The organism is Enterococcus termitis (assembly GCF_001730305.1).
Taxonomy (GTDB): domain Bacteria; phylum Bacillota; class Bacilli; order Lactobacillales; family Enterococcaceae; genus Enterococcus_L; species Enterococcus_L termitis.
In genome coordinates this window covers 325,976-346,891 of the sequence record NZ_MIJY01000023.1, presented here as the reverse complement: position 1 = coordinate 346,891, position 20,916 = coordinate 325,976, and the positions used below count along the sequence as shown (strand labels likewise).

Genomic DNA, 20,916 nt, shown 5'->3' with positions numbered 1-20,916 from the left:
TTAGCTTCGTTTCTTAGTTTCTTTTAACTTTCGGTAAACAAAATAACTTGCGGCACTAATAATGCATAAACTACCTAGAACAACACCAATTTTTCGATTTGTCTCGCCAGTTTGCGGCAAACTACTCTTTTCTTTGGGAATAGGTTGATTTGTCATCTCTTTTTTCACAATCTCACCATCTTTCGTAATTTCAAATGCAATTAATTCTGGATCTAGCTGAAAGCCTTCAGGAGCTGAAAATTCTTGGAAATAGTACTCACCAGCAGGAAGCTGACTAAATTGAATACTCCCATTTTTATTTGTTTTTCCTTCATAGACAATCTTCTTATTCTTATCTAACAGACGAATACCAGTATTTGATAGAGTTCCTTTTGTCGTTGCATCTTTTTTAGTCAACTCAGCAGTTCCCTTAATCAAATGATTTTTTACTTCAAATAAAACGACTAAATCATCTACAGTTACTTCATCCTCATTATCCTCTACTATAGAAGATCCTAATAAATCACCGTTTTCTGAGAAAATTTGAATTCCTTCTTTGGTAGAAATAATTGTAAACGTTTCTGTAGATAATACATATTTTTCGGAAGATGGCTGTGTTTCTTTCAAGTAAAATGTTCCAACCGGAATATTTTCAAAGAGAGCAATGGAATCCTCACCAGTCTCAATTGTTTGAATCACTTGATTATCAACTGTTTCTAGAGTAAAAACTGCCCCTTCACCATTTCCTGACCATTGAAACTCGTAACCCTCATCAACTATCAAAGTCGCTTCTTCATTCACTTTTTTTAGTCCAAATTGATTGAAATGCAACTGATTCAAGATAGCAGTTTCTCCATCAGAATCTGAAGAATAAATATGAATTGTTTTTTCTGCTTCATGATCAGTAGCTAAGAACTCAAACTCATATTTCTTTTCATCTAAGATATGATGTTCCCCCGAAACAAGTTCTTGAATATAATACTGCCCTTCTGGTAAATGCATATCGCTAAATTGTTGTTTCCCTTCAAAAACTGAATCGAATGATAATAATGCATCAGTGGGAATAATCGTCTCATCTTCTAATAGAAACTCTTGATTGGTAAATAGTCCAAAAGTTTTCTCTTCACCAGGTATTTCTTCAATGACTGGTTGATTTCCTTCCCAATCAGAAATGGCCTCCTCATTTTTATGAATAATCAAATTTAACCGTTGAAACTCATTTTTTGCCTCAATTGATTCTGATACCAATTCAATTTCTTGTCCACCATAGGAAAATTCAAATGGGATTGGTGTATCATCGAAAAGAAATCCATCTGGTGCTTCTTTTTCAATTGCCTCATATTTTCCTAAATATAATTTTGGCATATCAACGAATGCTCCTTGAGCATCTGTTCTTACGGTTGCGACCACTTCTCCTTTTTCCGCATGAATATGATTTCCAACCTTGATATCCTCCACTGCTTGAATATCAAAAACTACATCAGCAAGAGGAATATAGTCAAAATGAATCTGAAGCAACTCACCAAATTCAGACTCTTCAACAGTCACAAAACTCGCTTTTTGTCCTGTTTTTTTCATTTTGACTATCCCTTGTTGGGCTTTATTATTAAACACCACTTCAATTGTTTTATTTGGCTCAACGATAATTTCTTTACTTTCACCTTTATTTACAAAACCATCGCTTGCGGTAACTTCAGTGATTTTCACTTTTGTTCCAGCAGAAACATCTTGTAAAAGAGCTTGACCATTTTTATCTGTTACTACCTCTTTTTCTAACCCATTGTATTCCAATTTCATTTTAGTATTAGGAATTGGTAAGCCTGTATCTTCATCAGTTTTTTGAATTTTTACATGTCCATTTAAATGAACTTTAATGTTCAAATTCATTTCACCTGCATTCGCTAATTTAAATGTAGCAACCGTTTGTTCACCAGGTTTCTTATACACGAAACTCTGACCAACTTGATCTTTTGGTACAATGCCATATTGGAGTGTTCCTGATTCCTTAGAATCCTTGGTGGCAGTTAACTTCAGAGTGTTTCCATTTTTTTCAACTTTAATGTTTGCCGTATTAGATAATAAATGACTGTAATTGGGCAGTACATTCTGAGAATCAGTTAAGGTAATGGATTCTCCAACCTTTAGCTCAATCGTTTGATTATGAAAGCTCGGCTTCGTATGATGTCTACTTACCTGGGCGAGTATCTCCTTTTTGCGGTTCGCATAGTTTGGTAGTTGAGTAGATAGAAGTTCATCCCCATATTCTTCCCAAATAATACTTTGAGTAATTCCATAATTTTCAACGGTTGGATTGACTTGATAGCCGTAATAGGCAATCAAAGATAATTTCTCTCTTTCTGCTGACGTCATCTCAGACGGTGTAAAATCAGAACCTCCATTTAGCATCACACCATGTTCGATACAAAAGGCTGGTTCGTTATTTGCCTTGATCATATAAACACCATCATCTGTCCAATGAAGCCCACCAAGAGATTTGATATGCCAAGTAGAGACATAGTTAGCAACTTTTGTGTAATTGACTGTAGCAGCCAAAGCCATAATTGGGGCAATAAAAAAAGCAATCATCACTGTTAATACACTCAACAGCGTGATTGCTTGATGTTTCTTCTTATTCATTTGTTTTCCTCCTATTTCTTTTTAACTAATTCTATTCAATTACTGTACTGTCTATCAAAAAACTTTCGAACAAAAAAAGTGATCAAAATAGATTTCATCACTCCAAAAATTAGATAATTTTAAACGTAAAAACATTATTTATCGTTTTTTTTTTTAAAGTGAACAATAATACTTAGCCCTAAAAGTTCCTAAACAATTTGTCACCTTTTATTTTCTAAAATCAAACCTTTTTTGTTTTTGATCTACAAATTTCAGTTATTATCAAAATGATTTTCAAAACTCATATTTCCGCTGCAAATTCTTAACAGCCATGTAACGCAGTAGTATCAATGATTACAGCCGTTTTTTCTCTGGTAGAAAACTGTGGTAGAAAACGCAAAAAAAGCGACAAAATCGTCGCTTTTGGTAGAAAATTGGAAAACTGACAGCTAAAATGGTGGCTCATTTCTCTATTTTCTTGTTGATTTAACGCCATTTTAGCTGAGTTTTCACGTTATTTCCGATACATCTTAAACTCCAAAAACAAATCATTATAAATACCTAAATATTTTGCGCCTAAATCTTCATAGACTTCCAAATGTTGGATCACTTCATCACTAGGATAAAATTGTTCATCACTTGAAATCTCTTTAGGCAACAGCTTTTCAGCTTCTTTATTTGGTGTGGAGTAACCGATATATTCTGCATTTTGCGCTGCATTTTCTGGTCGCAGCATAAAATTGATAAACTCGTAGGAGCCTTTGATATTTTTAGCTGTTTTAGGAATGACGATATTGTCAAACCAAAGATTGGAGCCTTCCGATGGAATCACATAATGAAGGTGTTCGTTACCAGCTAACATTTCAGCGGCTTCTCCCGAAAACGTTACGGCTACTGCGCTTTCTTCATTGATCATGTACATTTTGATTTCATCAGCAACGATTGCTTTGACATTTGTTGTTAGTTTGTTTAATTTATCCGTTGCTTCACGTAATTCCTGATTGTTCTTACTATTTAAAGAATAACCTAAACTATTCAAAGACAAGCCTAATACTTCCCGCGCACCATCGATCAGCATAACATTATCCTTCAAATCTGAACGCCACAGATCATCCCAATGCTTGATTTTATCCGCACTGATAAATTTGTCATTGTAAATGATCCCCAAAGTTCCCCAAAAATAAGGAATCGAATACTTATTTTGCGGATCAAACTCTTGATCTAAAAAGCGTGGGTCGATATTGTCAAGTCCTGTGAGTTTTGAATGATCGATTGGCAGCAGCATTTTTTCTTTCATCATTTTTTGAATCATATATTCAGAGGGAATCGTAATATCATAGGCTGTTCCGCCTTGCTGGATTTTCGTAAACATGGCTTCATTTGAGTCAAAGGTCTCATAGTTGACCTTGTAGCCTGACTCTTTTTCGAATTTTCTTAATAGCTCTGGATCGATATAATCGCCCCAATTATAAATGGTCAGCGTATCTGCTCCAGCCATGCCACTGGATTTTTCTAATTGCCGTGCTCCGAAAAATAAAACCAAGATAATCACTAAGATCCCAATCAACAAAGATTGAAGTTTTCTCATTTGAGTTTCGCCACCTCACTTTGTTCCTGACGCATTTTCCGTACACGTTTCGGTATGTTATCCTGACTGATAAAGTAATACCCAATCACTAAAATCATTGAAAAAATAAAGACTAAGGCACTTAATGCATTGATTTCTAAACTGATTCCCTGTCTAGCCCGAGAGTATATCTCAACTGACAATGTAGAGAAGCCATTTCCAGTCACGAAAAAGGTCACAGCAAAATCGTCTAAAGAATATGTGAAGGCCATAAAATACCCTGCAATGATCCCTGGTGCCAAAAATGGTAAAATAATATTTTTGATTACCTGAAGATTATTGGCACCCAAATCTCTCGCTGCATCCACCATCGAATCATTCATTTCCTGCAGCTTCGGTAAAACCATCAACACAACGATCGGAATACTAAAGGCAACGTGAGACAATAAAACGCTGGTGAAGCCTAAGCTGATAAAGCCGACCGCTGTAAAGAAAATCAAAAAGCTAGCACCAATAATAACATCTGGAGACACTAATAAAATGTTATTAAAACTCATCAATGTCGTTCTCGTTTTTCTTCGTCTCGTGTAATAAATGCCCATCGCGCCAAACGTACCGATGATCGTTGCTAATAACGCAGATAAAAACGCCAGTAAAAATGTATTCAAAACAATAATCAGCAACCGTGTATCCTCAAATACAGCGGCATAATTATCTAAGGTAAAGCCAGTAAATTGATTCATCGTATCTGTGTCGTTGAACGAGTAGAAAACCAAATAAAAAATCGGTGCATACAATAGTACAAAGACAACGATCAAATACAGATAAGACCATTTGAATTTTTTTCTTGTCATTTCACCCGCCCCTTTTTCTTCTTCTCACCCGTCAGTAGCATGACGATAAACATCGCTACGATCAAAATCACACCGATCGTTGAACCCATGCCCCAGTTTTGCGTCACCATAAAATGCTCTTCGATCGCTGTTCCTAGCGTAATCACCCGATTTCCGCCAATCAAACGAGTCAACATGAATAATGAAAGTGAAGGAATAAATACAGCCTGAACGCCACTTTTCACCCCATTCAAGGATAACGGAAAAATAACTCGTTGAAAGGTTTGGACACTATTTGCCCCTAAATCACGGCTTGCACTGATCAAGGAAGGATTCATTTCTTCAAGCGCATTAAAAATTGGCAAAATCATAAATGGAATTTCAATATAGGTCGCTACAAATAGGAAACTAAAATCTGTAAATAGGATCTGCTTAGAACCAATACCTAAAAAACCTAAAAATTGATTGACGTTGCCGTGAATACTGAAAATCCCAATAAATGCATACGCCTTAAGCAATAAATTGACCCATGTCGGCAAAATCACCAACATCAACCATAATTGTTTATGCTTTAATTTCGTTAAGAAATACGCAGTTGGGTAGCTGATCAACAATGTAAATAACGTAATCAAAAACGCATACCAAACAGAATTCAACGTCATACTTAAATACGTTCCTGAAGTAAAATACGTTTGATAATTCGCCAAAGTAAATTGCCCATTCATATCAAAAAATGACTGATAAATAATCATTAATACAGGAGTAATAACAAATAAAAGCAGCCACATTGCATACGGAATCGAATAAATCCGACGCATAGTTTTCATTTATTTTCCCCCTATTCTTCGTAACTTTCCAAACGAGCATCAAAATCTTCTTCAGATTCATTGAAGCGCATGACATGAATGTCTTCTGGTTCAAAAAACAAGCCGACCTTAGCGCCCTCAGTTGCTTTTCTAGTTGAGTGAACCATCCATTCATTGTGATCGTCATCGTGGCAAATGATTTCATAATGAACACCACGGAACAGTTGTGTATCCACAGTTACAACAAGCTTGCCTTTATCTGCACTTGTGATCGTCAAATCTTCAGGTCTTAATACGATTTCAACAGATTCATTTTTACGCATACCGCCATCGACACATTCAAAACGCTTGCCGACAAATTCAACAAGATTATCTTCGATCATTGTTCCGTTGACGATATTGCTTTCACCTACGAAATCCGCCACAAAATGATTGATCGGCTCATCGTAAATATCAACAGGCGTGCCGCTTTGAACGATATGCCCTTTGTTCATGACAAAAATCACATCACTCATCGCTAACGCTTCTTCTTGATCATGTGTCACAAAAATAAACGTAATCCCTAAACGCTGCTGTAGTTCACGTAATTCATACTGCATATCTGTCCGCAGTTTCAAATCCAATGCCGATAAAGGTTCATCTAGCAATAACACTTTTGGTTCGTTAACAATCGCTCTAGCAATCGCAACACGTTGCCGCTGCCCACCAGACATTTCACTGATTTCTCGTGTTTCATAGCCGGGTAATTGAACCATCCGCAATGCATCTTTGACCTTTTTTTCAATCTCTGATTTCGGTAGTTTCTTGATTTTCAAACCGAAAGCTACATTATCAAAAACATTCATATGAGGAAACAAGGCATAATCCTGAAACACCGTATTGACTTGTCGTTTATTTGCTGGAATATCGTTGATTCTCTGACCGTCGAAATAAATATCACCCTCAGTCGCATCTGCAAAACCAGCCAAGATACGTAATATAGTTGTTTTCCCACAACCAGAAGGTCCTAAGAGCGTATAAAATTTTCCTTGTTCAATGTCAAAGCTAACTTCTTTCAATACTTTTTCATCGTCATATTCTTTTACTACATTTTCAAATGAAATGATATTTTTTTTCACGCGCTGCTGCCTCCTTATTTATAAGTAAGATTCTGTTGCTACGATCAGAACACGGCTTTTGCCTTTAGCATGATTGATCAGCTGATGCGGTTCTGTTGCTTGATAGTACATCGCTTCACCTTTTTTCGCAGAATAGGCAGTCTCTCCTAAAATCAACGAAACAGAACCGTCAATAACATAAATAAACGTTTCAGATAACGATGGTTCAAATGTTTTGTACTCACCATTTTTATCGAAAGTCAGCACAACTGGTTCCATTTCCTTTTCATTCGATTCAGGGATCAGCCATTTTAGCTCATAGCCGTTTTCTTCATCATAATAAAGCGTACTATCCTCGTCTGTATAAACGATTTTTTGCTCTAATGTACGTTCACTAAAAAATTGTTCTGGAGTAATACCCAGTACTTCTAAAATATTGAAAAAGGTTTCCATCGAAGGCGAGCTTAAATCTCGTTCCAACTGTGAAATATAGCCCTTTGTCAAGTCTGTTCGCTCACCAAGTTCTTCTTGGGTCAAATTTTTTTGTACGCGTAAATTGCGCAGCTTCTCACCGATTTCCATCTGCTCACCTCACGTTGAATTTTATCAAAAGTTTTCTAATACTAAACTAGGAGTTTAATTTTACCTTCTTTAGTATACGAACTTTTCAAAAAATAGCAACTAATTTTATTAAAAAAAATAGATTTTTTATTCCACACTCATTCTCTGCACAAAACAAAAAAAGCGTCTGTTATTCAGACACTTCTTCTTTTGCTACCTGCATTTGCTTTTTCGTCAATTTTAAGGGAATCGTGTAATTCACGAGCAATGCAATCCCCATGCCGATGAAACTATCCACTACACGTGCAAACGCATAGCCATAAGATTGATCCGACGGAATCATAAAAACGATCGTCAACAGTGTGGCGCAAGCGCCAACGGTTCCCTCATGGTACCCAAAACAAGCTAACAACGCGATCATCAACGTAATGATCGTAGGAATAAAAATCAGCTGGACAATCTCTGTTCGTCCTAACAGATTAAAAACAGCAATCACTGCAACTGACATGATCGCCCCCAGCACATTCCCAATAATCCGATGCTTTCCATATTTAATGGTATTTTCCATATCCTCTCTCAAGGTAAACACCGTCGTGATCGCCGCGACAACGTAGGTCTCACGTTTCAATAAAATACTCACAAGAATACATAAAAAGACACTGATCCCTGTTTTAAAAGTGCGCATACCAATTTTAAACTTCACTAACACCGTTCCCTTTCATCTTCTTTTTTAGAAATAGATGGCATTATTTTTACTTTCCAAGTCAATAAAACGATCACTTCTTATTCTATCCTATTTTTCTTGTATTATGAAGGGCGTTTTAAGAAGAATTCGCTAAAGAAAAAAAGAGAATATGTTATGATAGTAACATCAAAACAAATGAACGTTAAAAGGAGGATTTCCATGAAACAATTTTCTGGATTTATCGTAAATGAACAAGATGAACGGTTCCAAGCAGACATAAAAGAAACAACACTTGATGAACTGTCGACAGGTGATGTAACGATTCGTGTTGCTTATTCTTCTGTGAACTACAAAGACTCATTAGCAGCGAAACAAAACGGTGGTGTGATTCGACAGTATCCGATGATTCCCGGCATCGATTTAAGTGGAACAGTTTTGACTTCAACTGATGCTCGTTTTAAAGAAGGACAAGATGTGTTGGTCACAGGTTACGGACTAGGCGTAACACATACTGGCGGCTTTGCTCAACTTGCACGCGTTCCCGGTGACTGGGTCGTTCCTTTGCCTAACGGTTTGAGTCTAAAAGATGCAATGATTTTCGGCACAGCTGGTTTTACTGCGGCTTTGTCTGTTCAAGCATTAGAAGAACATGGACTTAGTCAAAATAAAGACGCAACTATTTTAGTTACTGGTGCCACAGGTGGCGTAGGTAGCCTTGCGATTGCTATGTTGAAACAACTAGGCTATCAAAACATCCTTGCTTTAAGTCGTAAAAAAGAATCAGAACAAGCGTTGAAAAAAATCGGTGCTTCACAGGTTTTACTTGTTGATGACTTTTTACCAGAAAAAATCAAGCCGCTAGCAAAACAAACGGTAGATTTTGTAGTCGACACAGTGGGCGGAGATATCACTGCAGCACTTTTAGCTCAACTACGTTATGGTGGCAGTCTTGCGATTTGCGGAAATGCAGCTGGAATCAAGTTGAATACAACCGTATTACCTTTTATTTTACGAGGCATCAATATACTAGGTATCGATTCTGTTAATGTACCAATGGACCCGCGCTTAGCCATGTGGAAACGTCTAGCAACAGATTTAAACGTCAGTCACCATGAACTAGTCAATGAAATTTCCTTGGCACAATTACCAGATACTTTAGCCCAATTACAGGCAGGCACCCATATCGGCCGCACTATCATAAAAATGAATTAAAGGGGCATCACATCTATGAATATTTTAATTACAGCAGGCGGTACTTCAGAAAAAATTGACAATGTCCGCTCAATCACCAATCACTCAACAGGACGTTTAGGTAAAACGATCGCCGAGACATTTTTAGCACAAGGTCATTTGGTGACCTATGTGACCACACCTCAAGCGGTTCGACCTGCCAAACAACCCGAACTGAATATCTTGGAAATCGAAACAACGAAAGAATTAGAAACCACGTTACTTGAACAATTCGCACAGACTGCTTTTGATAGTATCATTCACAGTATGGCTGTTAGTGATTTTACCACCGAGACAACCTTATCGGAAGAAACATTTATCGATCAGCTTTCAGAAAAAATAGGTACTCTTGGAGACCTGAACGATACAAGACAATTAAAAGAGCATATACAGATCAGTTTAGACGAGATGGGCGAAACGGTACAAGATCAGAAAAAAATCCCTTCTAAAACAGATCGTCTCTTGCTTTTTTTAAAGAAAAACCCTAAAATAATTGCAATGCTTCGAGAAAAGCAACCTCAGGCGATTTTAGTTGGATTCAAGCTGCTTGTTGGTGTTTCAGAAGCTGAATTGATCCAAGTTGGTCGATCGATCCTTGCAAAAAATCAGTGTGATTTCATCTTAGCCAATGATTTAGAAACCATTCAAGGTGAGCAGCACAAAGGAATCCTGATCAATGCTTTAGGTCAAACACAGACCGCACAAACCAAAGCTGAAATTGCTCAATTGATCGTCAACAAGGTCGAAGAAAAATGGAGGAATCAATGATGAAAACTATTTTATTAGGTGTTTCAGGTAGCATCTCTGCCTATAAATCAGCTGATATAACCAGTCAATTAACTAAATTGGGCTACAATGTTGAAGTGATTATGACAACAAATAGCACACAGTTTATCACGCCGTTAACTTTACAGTCACTTTCTAAAAACCCAGTCCATTCAAATGTCATGGAAGAAATTACACCTGATAAAATCAATCACATCGAGTTAGCGAAAAAGGCGGATCTATTTATCGTCGCACCAGCTTCTGCTAATATTTTAGCGAAGCTTGCCAATGGGATCGCTGATGATATGCTCTCAACGGTTGCTTTAGCGTTAAAAGAAGAAGTGCCAAAGGTCATTGCCCCAGCGATGAATACTTATATGTATCAAAATCCAATCACCCAAAGAAATCTAGCTACTTTAAAAAAAGTCGGCTATCATGAGATTGAACCTCGTGAAGCACTACTGGCGTGTGGTGATTTCGGTCGTGGTGCCTTGGCTACAGTTGAAGAAATCGTGGCGAAAGTCAGTGAAATTTTAGCGAAATAATCTTGAGGAGTCATTTATGAAAAATACAAAAACATTCACACTAACTGCTATGTTTTTAGCAATCTTGATCTTATTATCAGCCGTTCCCTTTCTAGGATTTATTCCGATCGGTCCGATCAATGCAACAACGATGCATATCCCTGTGATCATTGCATCGATCATCTTAGGTCCTAGAATCGGCGCTTTTTTAGGCGGTGTTTTCGGCGTAATCAGTATGATCCGCAGTACAGTGGTCTTGTCTCCTCTGTCCTTTGTCTTTTCTCCATTTATTCCAGTCATTGGCACAAATCAAGGCAGCTGGAAAGCGATCGTGATTGCGTTGGTGCCGAGAATTTTGATCGGTGTCGTGCCTTACTTCGTTTATATTGGCTTAAGAAAAATAACAAGAAATAGACCCACATCACAAACTGTCAGTTTGTTTATTGCAGGTTTTTTGGGTTCAGCGACAAACACGATTCTCGTGATGAACTTGATTTATTTTCTATTTAAAGATGCCTATGCACAAACGATCGGAGCAAGTGGAGCTGCGATCTACACAGCGATTTTAACCGTTATTTTCACTAGCGGGATCGTCGAAGCCATTGTTGCGGCCATTGCCACAGCAGCAGTCGCTTCTGTATTATTACGATTAGTCAAAACAAATGCCACGCAGAAACTATAGCGTTAAATCGAGCTAAAAAAACAGATGAAACTCCGTTGTAATCACGATGTTTCGTCTGTTTTTTTCTCGTTATCTTTTATATTATAATTGTTTCATTTCCTCATCACGTGCGACTGTTGCATCGATCCCTTTTACGATCGTAGCAATAAAGGCTTCTTCTTCCAAAGCCAATAAGCCAGCCACTGTCGTTCCACCAGGAGAACAGACACGGTCGATCAATGTCCACGGGTTTTCCTCTGATTCCATGATCATTTTAGCACTACCTAAAACAGCCTGTGCAGCATATTCCAGCGCCTTATCTTTCGTCAAACCATGCTTTACACCAGCACGAGCTAGACTATCAATAAACAAATACGCATAAGCGGGTGAGCTTCCTGCTAAAGCGGTATAGGCTGAAAAATCTTTTTCGTCCACTTGCCACGCTTTTCCTACAGCATTGAATAAATCAATCACGTATTGCACTTGTTCTTTCGAAGCATTCTGATTTCCGGCTACAGCAGCAGCGCCTAAACCGATCATAGCATTTACATTAGGCATTACTCGAATGATTGGCAATGTACTTGTACCGACTAAACCTTCCAGTTTTTCTAACGTTGTTCCAGCAGCAATCGAAATCAACAAAGGCTTTTTCTCTAAAACGACTGTTTTGGTTTCTTCCACAACTTTTTGGATGATATTTGGTTTGACAGAAAGAACGATCGCATCTGCTTGTTCGATCACTTCTCCTGCAGAGGAGCATACATTTCCGTCAACTTGAGCCGCTAGCTCTTTGACTTTATCTGTTAAGACATCAAATAAATAAACATCTTTTCCTTTAACAAAGTTCTTCGCAACGATCCCTTGAACGATCGCTCCTGCCATATTTCCTGTTCCAATAAATCCGATTTTCATAAAAGTGACTTCCTTTCAAAAATAACTATGCTGATTCTTTTTCCTGTTTACGAGATTTTGCCAATGCCTGAAACGATTTTGGCGGCCGGTTGATCAAGATGATTGATAGGCAAACTAAAACCAGTCCGCATGCCAATGGCCACGTGAATCGTTCACCTAAAATAACAGCCAACAAACTACCTGAAATCGGCATGATAAATTTGTAAACAGTGATCTCTCCTAGATTAGCATACTGCGCACACCAGTACCATAGGCTAAATGGAATTGCTGAAGCTGCTGCTAAAATAACCAACAGAATCACACCCAGCGGCGTCCAGTTGATATAGCTTAACGTGCCGCCCATAAATAGACCAATGATAAATAAGAAAACTGAGCCAATAATCAAATTCCAGCCGGTCATAACAAATGAATTCAGCGTAGATCCGATTTTTTTCGCCAGCATCGTTGCCAATGCTGCAATCAATCCATAAATCAACATAAAGCCTTCACCCGTCAAAGCAAATTCAAACATGTCATTGATTGTTGTTCCACCTGTTAATTGTGAAATAATCAATCCAGCAAAACCAATCACTAGCGCAAGCACTTTAGGCATAGTCAACTTATCGTTTTTATACGCAAAATGAGCTAAAATCGCCGCAAAAAAGATGGTAGACTGCGCCAGAATCGTTGAGTTAATGGTCGAAGAAATATTGACATTCCCAATATTGAAAAAGAAGTAAGCAGCTGTTGTTGACAACAGTCCCATGATAATAACTTCTTTCCATTGCGTTTTAGTTACTTTAAAAATATTTTGTTTAATAAACATAGCGAAAATCAATGTCATAATACCTGCAATAAAAAAGCGAATACTGATTGTTGCTAAAACCTGTCCAATATAATTATCTCCCAAAGCATCTCTGGAAATACCCATCTCATCATTCATGATTTTGATTAATTTAAACGGTGTTCCCCAAATGACATTGGTTACAATAGCTGCAATGGCGATCATCGTTTTTGTTGGCGCTTTTTTCTGGTTCGTTGTGGTCATTTTTTGTTTCCCCTCTCACACAAAGTGTCTTATTCCATTTTGTCATATACATCAAACAATTGAATTGCTCGATTTTTCACAATATAGAAAGTTGTTAAATAGCTATTTACATCTGAATTCCAATTCATTATACTGTCATTTGAGAATAATTGAATTAGTCTGTTCAAACATATTAAGTAGGCTATTTTAAGATGGAGGAAATCATGTATACTTTTTCTAAAGAACAATTCGATAGTTTTTTCGAATTTTTAAAAACGTTGGATTGTTATAATAAAACGCAAGCGGGAATGATCGAGGAGCTTGAAAATTTTGAGACCAATCCTAAACGGCAAATCGCCTCTTTTGTCTGTCAAAACACCAGTGAACGGTTAACTTATCGTGCTCCTTATATTCGGATTTTATATGTTCTTAGCGGATCAGTAAAAATTTTGATCGATGATAAGGAATTGTTATATAAAGCGGGATGTTTAGTGCTGGCAAATGAGTGGACCGTCGTTGAGTATGAGGAAATGGAAGCAGAGACCACAATGCTGAGCTTTTATTTTAAAAAAGAGTATTTCAATGATTCATTATTGGCTCAATTTGCGGAGGAACCTATTATTTATCGCTTTTTTGTTGAAAGTATCAAAGAGACGGAAGAAAATAGCCATTACTTTATTTATCAGTTTTCCCCTAATGAGGATATTCACGTCTATGCACTTTTACTGCTAAAGCAGATCGTAAAAATGCGCTATTTTAATAATAAAGTGACCAAATCTGCATTCGTTTTATTTGTGGTAGAAATCAGTCAGCTCTCTGATAAAGGCTTGTGTGTCAAAGATTCAAATCTATCTTCCGGCGTTTTAGTCGAAGAAATTCTGGCTCATATCGAAACACATCTAACAACAGTCACGTTATCAGAAACAGCAGAAAAATTCCATTTCCATCCCAATTACCTGTCTTCATTCATCAAAAAACAGACAGATAAAAACTTTTCTGACTGGGTGATTCATTACCGCTTACGTTACGCCGAAACCTATTTACGCCAAACCGATTTGCCTATTCAAACGATTATTGAAGAGATTGGTTACCAGGATAAAGCGTTCTTTTTTAAATTATTTAAAGAGCATTATCAAACCACTCCAGGGAAATATCGGAAGTTGGTTAAGAGTGAAGAATAGAACTATTTTAAAAAGGTTTATCCTTGACTCATTAGGATAAACCTTTTTAAAACTAAACATCTATAGTTGCTTTTAAATAGACCTATTGAATCGAATATCTTAAATATTTATTCGAATAGCTAACTAAAATACGTCACCTGATCAACTTCGTAATCATCAAGATGCACATTTTTTAAAGGTATTCTCAGTTCATTAGAATTGACAAGCATGAGATTTTCTTCGGTGACACTGCCAAATTTATTCTTGTTCTTTGGTATTGCTAAGTTGTTTCCTTTGGACTTTTCTCGATCTTTCCATTGATTCATGATCGGTTTCGTCCAAGCCATATTCATCCGACCTAAATCAAACGTTCCCGAACCTGAATTCCATGCCGCACCTTTTTCAACTTCTGCTAATCCTGCATCCAAGTTTGCTAATTGGGCTTCAAAATCCGCAAACAGTCCTGGCGAACTGGCATTGAATTCGTACAGCCGCTGTAGTTTTTCTTCGTTCTTTTGAATCGAGCTTTGAACGCTCATATAGCGTTGTTCTAAGCGTTGGTTGGGTTCTTTTTCTTTGTCCATCGTTCGTGCCATGTTTTGGAGTAAGGCTTGGCCTTGGGCGATTTCTGCTTTTAGTTGGTCTTCGATCACATCGCAGGTGTCGACTTGTGATTGAAATTCTTCTGGGAACTTGCTGTGGGCTTCGATCAGTGCTTCACATACTAGTATAAACCCACTAGCTAAAGTTGGGTAGACTGTAGAGAAATAAAGTTTCGCTGAGTCGTAGGTTTTTCCCGATAATGGTGCATTCATGAAGGCATTGACGCTGTCTTTTAAGGTACCGCAAAATTGCATATACTCATTCGCCATTTGTTTGGCTGCGGCGCTTTGGGCGGTGACTTCTCCTACATAAAAATTAAGCGGCATCAGTAGTTCACCTCGCCGTCACCCTCAGAAGAGAATAATTTTTGGCGCTCGTAGTAGAGATCTTCCTCTAATCGATGCAACTGTACTTCCTCATTGACTAAACGCTCTGCAATATCTTCCAAGCGCTGTCGTTCGTATTGATGAAGGCGATTAGCTTCTTCGTCCAGCTCCATAAAATGTCCTGTGTAACGAGAGCCTTGATTGTTGCCGATCAACTCTTGAAAATAGCGCTGTTCTTGATAGTGGATCGAAAAATAATCCGCTTCAAGATCTTCCAACTCTCTAATTTCTTGACGTTTTTCTTCTTGTTCTATGCTAACTTGTTGTAATTGCTGATTGATTTTTAGTTCTTTCTCTTCAAAACTCATCGTTTACCGCCACCTCCTACTGTTGGTGAGAAAAATGGTATGTCAAAGCTTTGCTTTATTTTTTGATCGATGCTACTAAATTCTTTCGCGACTGAGTGAATATTATTTCCGTCTCTAGCGATCGCGTTTGATAGTCGCTGACCTCTGCTGTGAATACTTGCTAAGCTGTTTTTTGCATTTGTATTTCCACTAACGGTTGTACGCTCTGCCTTACTCACGGCTTGATTGACAGAAGAAAAACCACTAGCTGTTTGACTTAGTTGTGCCGAAACCCCACCGGCAACGGTTAAGCTACTATTGATTCCGCTCATTAGATTAACCCCTTTTATATCATTTTTTTACGTCTACAATTTCACGCTTCCTTACTATCCATTTTGACATATTTTTACTTCTAATAGTTATCAACTATTTCTAAAAAACACAAAAAAATTGCAAATCTCTTGATTCACAATTCAAATATTCTATTTTCTTATCAAAACTAGTAAGATTTTACATAAGTCAATCGAGCTCCCAACTCATTCGCTGCATGCTGATTGGCTTCAAAAAATAAGCGGATCATCCTTTCATCCATCATACGAATCCCGATATGAGGCGATTTACGAAAGGAAATGAAAAATGAACTAGCCCCAGCTAATGTCCAATTGCTCGTAATCGTAAAATAGCGGATATCTTTGTAAAGGATCGTTTTCTTCCGTTTAAAATGAACGATTTCCAACCCATGTTCATATAAATAGAGGCCGTCCTCTTTAAAAATAAATTGAAAAGCCGCTAGTAAGGCAAAAAAAGTTCCTCCAACAAGACTCATCTGTACGCCAAGCTGATCGATCTCAGCAAAGAGCATCACTCCGTATAAAATCACGGCAGGTATTGCAAAAAACACTCCTAAAAATATTCCTCGGCGATACGCCTCAGATGTAAAAGCACCCAACATCCTTTTTCCTCCATCTTCCTTTTTGTTTCTTCTTTATCGTATCATTAGTAGGTGAGTAAAAAAAGACCATTTTTAACTTTTTTGTTATTTATTCGCTTTTTAGGGGTCATTTTTCAATCATTATCTAATTATGACAAGTCGTTATTCTCATTGCAGTGGCTTGATTCTTTCTGTATAATGGAGAGCATAGGATAGAATTTTATGTGCTGTAATGATCAGATGTGGTGTTACGGTAAATAGACAGATAAATAAAAAATTGGCACTTCAATCGTTTGGCGGCAACCGTACGATCGAAGTCTTGTTAAGACACCGAAAGCTGTCCAAACAAGTTGCCAATAGCGCTAGCATATGCCAGCTTTCTTTATTGTACCCAATTTATGAGTAAATTGCTGTATCACTCTTTTCTTTGCGTATGATTTAGTTTGCTAGTCGATATGTCTAGTCTATTGTCGACGGTATTGGGCATTTGCTCAATGCCGTTTTTTCTATCCTTGGACTCTTTTGGAAAGGAGGATTCAATCACTTTGTGTCAAAACAATTGAATAAAACAAAAAAGGCACTTCATTATTTGGCGGCAACCAAACAATGAAGCCTTGTATAAACATCCGAAGCACATTTATACAAGTTGCCAATTTTCTAACGCCAAGGCGCTAGTTTCTTCATTGTACCTAATTTTTCTTTTGATTTCTACATGTTTATGAAATTTTCTGATAGTTTGGTCATTTTTGGAAGAATCTGTGGGATTGGTTTAGTTTATTGATGATGGTATTGGGTTTTGACTGCGAGAACGTTGTTCGGGTGTATGCGATAGGAAGTTGCTGAACATTGACGTTTGCACGAAGAACTGCACTACCTTTTTTTGTTTTATTTTTGATCCGAGACGGTAGAAATACAGCGAGGCTGAAAAGTCATTTGTACTGTCGTTTTAAGGGTTTTGCCCTGGTCAATGCATATGTTGTACGAAGAATAGAAACGCTGGCAGGAACGAGCTTTTAGGGCTTTTCCTGCTTACTAAAAAAAGGGAGATGAGCGAAATGGAAAAGCACGCGCTTTGTGTCAAAACGATTTCTTATCAGGAAATCGTTGAATTAAAAGAATTGATGGAAAAGTTGGCATCTTGGGAGGAGCCGTTAGTGATATTGGAACAGTTTTTTGCGTTTCGGACGGGACCGATCAATAAGAAAAGAGTGATTAAGGAATATTATGCGCGCGGACAGATGTTTCATGCGTTTTATGAGGATTATCGGCGGTTGATGGAGGTTGGAGATGAGCTGGTGCAGGAGATGGTGAAAGCTGGGAAGGTTGAAAAATTTTAAGAAATAAAAAATAAAGCGAGATAGATTGCGTATGTTATAAAAGAGGATGGTAAAAAGCTTTCGGCTTCTTATTTCCGAAGGAGTCGTTTTTTACCACCATCTATTCGGATTTGATATGTTAGATTTGTGATTATCAATAAGAGTTTTCGCTATTTTTTATTCAGAATAGCTTCAATTTCGCTATCACTATACGGTCGTTTATCATTTTTTATTTTCTCACTGTTATCAATTCCTTGCGGCACAAATCTAAATACAGCAAAAGCAGCTTCATTACTTTGGAGATTCAAAATTCTATGTAAACTGTTGTTCATACGGATTAAGTCCCCTTTTTGGCAGTCCTTATACGATTTTTTACTATCAACAACTGTTTCAACTCTGATTTCTCCATCAGTAACGACCAATATTTCTTCAATGTCTGTATGCGTATGCCAGCCTTGAATTGTTTCTCCTGGAATACGATTTAAATGAATTTCAAATTCTGGAAAAAGATAGTAATTGACCGTTGTTCCATCTTCCTTTTGAGTGAAAATGGAGTCTTTCTTACTCATTACTTCAATAATATTAGTTAACATGTTTACTTCATTCCTTTCATCTAGGAATCTAAATACAGCTTGATTTCCTTTATTATTAAAGAGGATGGAAAATTCCATCCCCTTAAAGTTATTTTTGTTTGATAAAATCGTATGTTTCTAATGGAACAGTATTTTCCAATGTCATTTCCATAACTATTCTATTTTTGCACCCTTATCAAATCTAACACATCTCGCGGATTTCCTACATCCACACTCACCACTCGTGCTTGATCCAAAATCCCTTGAGTCAGTGCTCTGATTTTTTCTGGATCATTTGCGTTTTCTGCTGACATTTGCCAATGACTGGGTACAGGATAAACAGTGATCGTTCCATTATGATTACTGCTATAAATCACAGAACCATCTGCCATGGCTGCACCTGAAAGTGAAATCACATCTGTTGGGTAGCCGACACTTCCTGCATCATACATGTCGATTGGTGAACCTGCTGGAATTTTATTAATATGCAGTTCCGATGGTTTCACGCCAATCATCGTCAACCACACACGCGCATATTCAATCTGATCATCTGAATAGCCCAGCAGCATTTTATCGTCTCCTGTCGCTTGTTCGACAGCTTTATCTGCTTCTGCTTTGGCTTTTTCCAGTGCTTTATTCACTTCTTGTTCAGCGGCTTGTTGCTGTTGTGTTAAGGCATTGATTTGTCCTTGGGTATCGATCATAGCTTTCATTAGAATCAATTTTGCAGTAAAGCCCGCTTTTAGTTCTTGGTTTTTGACCTTTTCGATTTCTTGATTCAAGGTATCATACTCACTTTGCTGGACGGTGGTTTTTGGTACATTTCCATCAAAGGATTCGTTAAGTAATTTATTGATTTTTTCGACTTGCTCTACCTGTTCAGTCGCATTTTTAAGGAGCGAATCGATGGCTTCTTTCCATTTACCTTTAAGGTCTTTGTTTTCTTTGATCGTATTAGTAACTTTTGTGATTTTTTCTTTTGTCAAATCAATGGTGATCGGCAGCTCTTTTTTGGCATTATCGCCTTTGATCGCTGCTTCTTTTGAGCTGAATAGCTCATTTGTATTCGTTTGTATTTCTAATTTCTCATTTGCTAAGGTTACCTTTTTTTGTAAAGCCTGAATCGCCGCTTCTGCTTTTTCAGTCTTTACTTTATTCCCGTTTTCGCTCTTTACCTTTTCGATTTCTGTTTGTTTTTTTAATAGCTTTTCCTTCGTTTCTTTAATGGTTGCTGGTTTGATTTCCTTGCTTAAAAAGTCTTCGTTTTCATCAAAAAATACAGCAACTTCCTTATATAGATCGCCATCTTTCGTTGCGGCTTTTTCAATTGTACTTACCTCATTTTGTGCGGCGGTGATTTTTTTCTTTTCGCTTGCTTGTTTTTGGAGCAGTATTGCACCAATTACTGCAAGTATTAACACCACTACCCCAATAGAGATCACTAACGTTTTCTTTTTCATTCCCCAAACACTCCTGACTTTCCAACTTTTTCTATTTTTACTGCCTATAGATAGTTTAGCACATTTATTTTTTCTGTCATTCTAAAAATGGATCGAAATGAGGGTAAGCCAAAAGCCGATTAGGTTCGAGCAATACAAAGAGAGCGAAACAAAACTGATTTTTTCGTTTTGTCCCGCACTCTTCTTCCAATCATTTATTTTCATTCATCGTTTCACCGCGTGAATCCTCAATCTGCGGTAGTCAGCTTCCCAATGATCTTCGTTCCATAATAGAGGTTTTAGTTTATTATCTAAATTGTTAAGCACATTTTCTTTTTGCTCTTTTGTCAGTTGTCCAAGTTCGCTCGGATAGAATTGTTCCATCCATTGACGTAACCCTGCAGTTCCCTCTTTTAATGGTGTCGGCCGCTCATATTCTAGAATTTCCACAATCTTAAACTTATTTTTTTCTAGTAATGATCGATAGTCTTCCGCAGATGTAAAACAAAACGGCTCTTCTAAAACAATATCATAGCTTGCTAATTCTTCACGAAAGGCTTCTCTAATTTTCTGAACATTTCCAACCGCGCCAAACTCACAAATCAATTCACCACCGGCAATTAACAACTGATGAATATGTTGGAGTAGTCGATCTTGGTCCGAAATCCAGTGAAAAACCGCATTTGAGAAAACTACTTCATACGTCCCTTTTTCTTTGACAGGAGCTAAAATATCCCCTTGTATAAAGGTCAGTTCAGGAAAACTCTGTTTCGCCTGTTCGATCATTGTTCTTGATTGATCGATACCAGTCACATTGTGTCCTAATTGAGCGATTTGCTTCGTCAATTCGCCTGTACCACTGCCGATATCTAGTACTTTTTTCGGTGCTTTAGGTAATAATTGTAATAGCCCTTCCCCATATTTAAAAATGAAATCATGGGTTGTATTGTACGTTTGAGCATCCCATTCCACTCACTTCA

At 37.5% G+C, this 20,916-nt stretch carries 22 protein-coding genes; 6 read left to right on the top strand and 16 right to left on the bottom strand.

Translation table 11 applies throughout. From position 1 onward, the window contains the following. The 7 genes from BCR25_RS11990 to BCR25_RS11960 all read right to left on the bottom strand — a co-directional run bounded on the left by BCR25_RS11990 (position 1) and on the right by BCR25_RS11960 (position 8,162). The gene (locus tag BCR25_RS11990) at positions 1–2,616 is read right to left on the bottom strand and encodes a SpaA isopeptide-forming pilin-related protein (protein ID WP_069663837.1); all 2,616 of its coding nucleotides are present in this window, start codon (positions 2,614–2,616) and stop codon (positions 1–3) included. Between the two features lie 493 nt (positions 2,617–3,109). Further along, complete coding sequence (locus BCR25_RS11985; protein ID WP_069663836.1) at positions 3,110–4,183, bottom strand: ABC transporter substrate-binding protein; 1,074 nt, start codon at positions 4,181–4,183, stop codon at positions 3,110–3,112. Further along, complete coding sequence (locus tag BCR25_RS11980) at positions 4,180–5,016, bottom strand: ABC transporter permease (RefSeq protein ID WP_069663835.1); 837 nt, start codon at positions 5,014–5,016, stop codon at positions 4,180–4,182. Before BCR25_RS11980 ends, BCR25_RS11985 begins: the two co-directional genes overlap by 4 nt. Then, the gene (locus BCR25_RS11975; RefSeq protein ID WP_069663834.1) at positions 5,013–5,822 is read right to left on the bottom strand and encodes an ABC transporter permease; all 810 of its coding nucleotides are present in this window, start codon (positions 5,820–5,822) and stop codon (positions 5,013–5,015) included. Before BCR25_RS11975 ends, BCR25_RS11980 begins: the two co-directional genes overlap by 4 nt. An 11-nt stretch (positions 5,823–5,833) precedes the next feature. Further along, complete coding sequence (locus BCR25_RS11970; protein WP_069663833.1) at positions 5,834–6,919, bottom strand: ABC transporter ATP-binding protein; 1,086 nt, start codon at positions 6,917–6,919, stop codon at positions 5,834–5,836. Between the two features lie 18 nt (positions 6,920–6,937). Further along, entirely contained in the window at positions 6,938–7,480 is a 543-nt protein-coding gene (locus tag BCR25_RS11965) for a helix-turn-helix domain-containing protein (protein WP_069663832.1), read from the bottom strand. Between the two features lie 169 nt (positions 7,481–7,649). Further along, entirely contained in the window at positions 7,650–8,162 is a 513-nt protein-coding gene (locus BCR25_RS11960) for an FUSC family protein (RefSeq protein WP_083242668.1), read from the bottom strand. A gap of 201 nt (positions 8,163–8,363) precedes the next feature. On the opposite strand from BCR25_RS11960, the gene BCR25_RS11955 reads away from it, so the two are divergent. From BCR25_RS11955 to BCR25_RS11940, 4 genes are read left to right on the top strand one after another with little or no spacing between them, the layout of a single operon-like run. Then, positions 8,364–9,356 carry an oxidoreductase gene (locus tag BCR25_RS11955; protein WP_069663831.1) on the top strand — a complete coding sequence of 331 codons (993 nt, stop codon included), beginning with the start codon at positions 8,364–8,366 and terminating at the stop codon, positions 9,354–9,356. Between the two features lie 15 nt (positions 9,357–9,371). Next, entirely contained in the window at positions 9,372–10,142 is a 771-nt protein-coding gene (gene coaB, locus BCR25_RS11950; protein WP_069663830.1) for a phosphopantothenate--cysteine ligase, read from the top strand. Continuing rightward, the gene (coaC, locus tag BCR25_RS11945; RefSeq protein WP_069663829.1) at positions 10,142–10,684 is read left to right on the top strand and encodes a phosphopantothenoylcysteine decarboxylase; all 543 of its coding nucleotides are present in this window, start codon (positions 10,142–10,144) and stop codon (positions 10,682–10,684) included. The genes coaB and coaC overlap by 1 nt, the downstream gene beginning before the upstream one ends. Before the next feature lie 16 nt (positions 10,685–10,700). Beyond that, complete coding sequence (locus BCR25_RS11940) at positions 10,701–11,345, top strand: ECF transporter S component (RefSeq protein ID WP_069663828.1); 645 nt, start codon at positions 10,701–10,703, stop codon at positions 11,343–11,345. A gap of 81 nt (positions 11,346–11,426) precedes the next feature. Here the strand turns inward: BCR25_RS11940 and proC are convergent, their stop codons facing one another. Continuing rightward, positions 11,427–12,236: a pyrroline-5-carboxylate reductase gene (gene proC, locus BCR25_RS11935; protein ID WP_069663827.1), complete on the bottom strand. Its 810-nt coding sequence runs from the start codon at positions 12,234–12,236 to the stop codon at positions 11,427–11,429. A gap of 25 nt (positions 12,237–12,261) precedes the next feature. Beyond that, entirely contained in the window at positions 12,262–13,263 is a 1,002-nt protein-coding gene (locus BCR25_RS19915) for a DMT family transporter (RefSeq protein ID WP_071879528.1), read from the bottom strand. Positions 13,264–13,466: 203 nt separating this feature from the next. On the opposite strand from BCR25_RS19915, the gene BCR25_RS11925 reads away from it, so the two are divergent. Beyond that, positions 13,467–14,423 (top strand): helix-turn-helix domain-containing protein, encoded by a 957-nt coding sequence (locus BCR25_RS11925; protein ID WP_069663826.1) that lies wholly within the window; start codon positions 13,467–13,469, stop codon positions 14,421–14,423. 119 nt (positions 14,424–14,542) lie between these two features. Here BCR25_RS11925 and BCR25_RS11920 read toward each other — a convergent pair whose 3' ends face one another. The 4 genes from BCR25_RS11920 to BCR25_RS11905 all read right to left on the bottom strand — a co-directional run bounded on the left by BCR25_RS11920 (position 14,543) and on the right by BCR25_RS11905 (position 16,630). Then, positions 14,543–15,331 (bottom strand): T7SS effector LXG polymorphic toxin, encoded by a 789-nt coding sequence (locus BCR25_RS11920; protein ID WP_083242664.1) that lies wholly within the window; start codon positions 15,329–15,331, stop codon positions 14,543–14,545. Next, positions 15,331–15,699 carry a DUF3958 family protein gene (locus BCR25_RS11915; RefSeq protein WP_069663825.1) on the bottom strand — a complete coding sequence of 123 codons (369 nt, stop codon included), beginning with the start codon at positions 15,697–15,699 and terminating at the stop codon, positions 15,331–15,333. Before BCR25_RS11915 ends, BCR25_RS11920 begins: the two co-directional genes overlap by 1 nt. Next, positions 15,696–16,010 (bottom strand): TIGR04197 family type VII secretion effector, encoded by a 315-nt coding sequence (locus tag BCR25_RS11910; RefSeq protein ID WP_069663824.1) that lies wholly within the window; start codon positions 16,008–16,010, stop codon positions 15,696–15,698. Before BCR25_RS11910 ends, BCR25_RS11915 begins: the two co-directional genes overlap by 4 nt. A 167-nt stretch (positions 16,011–16,177) precedes the next feature. Next, complete coding sequence (locus BCR25_RS11905) at positions 16,178–16,630, bottom strand: hypothetical protein (RefSeq protein ID WP_069663823.1); 453 nt, start codon at positions 16,628–16,630, stop codon at positions 16,178–16,180. A 1,034-nt stretch (positions 16,631–17,664) separates the two neighbouring features. On the opposite strand from BCR25_RS11905, the gene BCR25_RS11900 reads away from it, so the two are divergent. Then, the gene (locus BCR25_RS11900) at positions 17,665–17,946 is read left to right on the top strand and encodes a hypothetical protein (protein WP_069663822.1); all 282 of its coding nucleotides are present in this window, start codon (positions 17,665–17,667) and stop codon (positions 17,944–17,946) included. Between the two features lie 149 nt (positions 17,947–18,095). Here BCR25_RS11900 and BCR25_RS11895 read toward each other — a convergent pair whose 3' ends face one another. From BCR25_RS11895 to BCR25_RS11885, 3 genes are all read right to left on the bottom strand, one after another. Continuing rightward, a complete protein-coding gene (locus BCR25_RS11895) occupies positions 18,096–18,518 on the bottom strand; it encodes a cupin domain-containing protein (protein ID WP_069663821.1) in 423 nt (140 codons plus the stop codon). Positions 18,519–18,676: 158 nt separating this feature from the next. Then, positions 18,677–19,957: a hypothetical protein gene (locus BCR25_RS11890; protein WP_069663820.1), complete on the bottom strand. Its 1,281-nt coding sequence runs from the start codon at positions 19,955–19,957 to the stop codon at positions 18,677–18,679. A 204-nt stretch (positions 19,958–20,161) separates the two neighbouring features. Next, positions 20,162–20,908 (bottom strand): methyltransferase domain-containing protein, encoded by a 747-nt coding sequence (locus tag BCR25_RS11885; RefSeq protein ID WP_069663819.1) that lies wholly within the window; start codon positions 20,906–20,908, stop codon positions 20,162–20,164. Positions 20,909–20,916 lie beyond the last annotated feature (8 nt).

Bases quoted from the DNA above. Each gene is read 5' to 3' on its own strand.
- BCR25_RS11990 (WP_069663837.1), bottom strand. From the start codon at position 2,616: ATGAATAAGAAGAAACATCAAGCAATCACGCTGTTGAGTGTATTAACA.
- BCR25_RS11985 (WP_069663836.1), bottom strand. From the start codon at position 4,183: ATGAGAAAACTTCAATCTTTGTTGATTGGGATCTTAGTGATTATCTTG.
- BCR25_RS11980 (WP_069663835.1), bottom strand. From the start codon at position 5,016: ATGACAAGAAAAAAATTCAAATGGTCTTATCTGTATTTGATCGTTGTC.
- BCR25_RS11975 (WP_069663834.1), bottom strand. From the start codon at position 5,822: ATGAAAACTATGCGTCGGATTTATTCGATTCCGTATGCAATGTGGCTG.
- BCR25_RS11965 (WP_069663832.1), bottom strand. From the start codon at position 7,480: ATGGAAATCGGTGAGAAGCTGCGCAATTTACGCGTACAAAAAAATTTG.
- BCR25_RS11955 (WP_069663831.1), top strand. From the start codon at position 8,364: ATGAAACAATTTTCTGGATTTATCGTAAATGAACAAGATGAACGGTTC.
- coaB (WP_069663830.1), top strand. From the start codon at position 9,372: ATGAATATTTTAATTACAGCAGGCGGTACTTCAGAAAAAATTGACAAT.
- coaC (WP_069663829.1), top strand. From the start codon at position 10,142: ATGAAAACTATTTTATTAGGTGTTTCAGGTAGCATCTCTGCCTATAAA.
- BCR25_RS11940 (WP_069663828.1), top strand. From the start codon at position 10,701: ATGAAAAATACAAAAACATTCACACTAACTGCTATGTTTTTAGCAATC.
- proC (WP_069663827.1), bottom strand. From the start codon at position 12,236: ATGAAAATCGGATTTATTGGAACAGGAAATATGGCAGGAGCGATCGTT.
- BCR25_RS19915 (WP_071879528.1), bottom strand. From the start codon at position 13,263: ATGACCACAACGAACCAGAAAAAAGCGCCAACAAAAACGATGATCGCC.
- BCR25_RS11925 (WP_069663826.1), top strand. From the start codon at position 13,467: ATGTATACTTTTTCTAAAGAACAATTCGATAGTTTTTTCGAATTTTTA.
- BCR25_RS11920 (WP_083242664.1), bottom strand. From the start codon at position 15,331: ATGCCGCTTAATTTTTATGTAGGAGAAGTCACCGCCCAAAGCGCCGCA.
- BCR25_RS11915 (WP_069663825.1), bottom strand. From the start codon at position 15,699: ATGAGTTTTGAAGAGAAAGAACTAAAAATCAATCAGCAATTACAACAA.
- BCR25_RS11910 (WP_069663824.1), bottom strand. From the start codon at position 16,010: ATGAGCGGAATCAATAGTAGCTTAACCGTTGCCGGTGGGGTTTCGGCA.
- BCR25_RS11905 (WP_069663823.1), bottom strand. From the start codon at position 16,630: ATGTTGGGTGCTTTTACATCTGAGGCGTATCGCCGAGGAATATTTTTA.
- BCR25_RS11900 (WP_069663822.1), top strand. From the start codon at position 17,665: ATGGAAAAGCACGCGCTTTGTGTCAAAACGATTTCTTATCAGGAAATC.
- BCR25_RS11895 (WP_069663821.1), bottom strand. From the start codon at position 18,518: ATGTTAACTAATATTATTGAAGTAATGAGTAAGAAAGACTCCATTTTC.
- BCR25_RS11890 (WP_069663820.1), bottom strand. From the start codon at position 19,957: ATGAAAAAGAAAACGTTAGTGATCTCTATTGGGGTAGTGGTGTTAATA.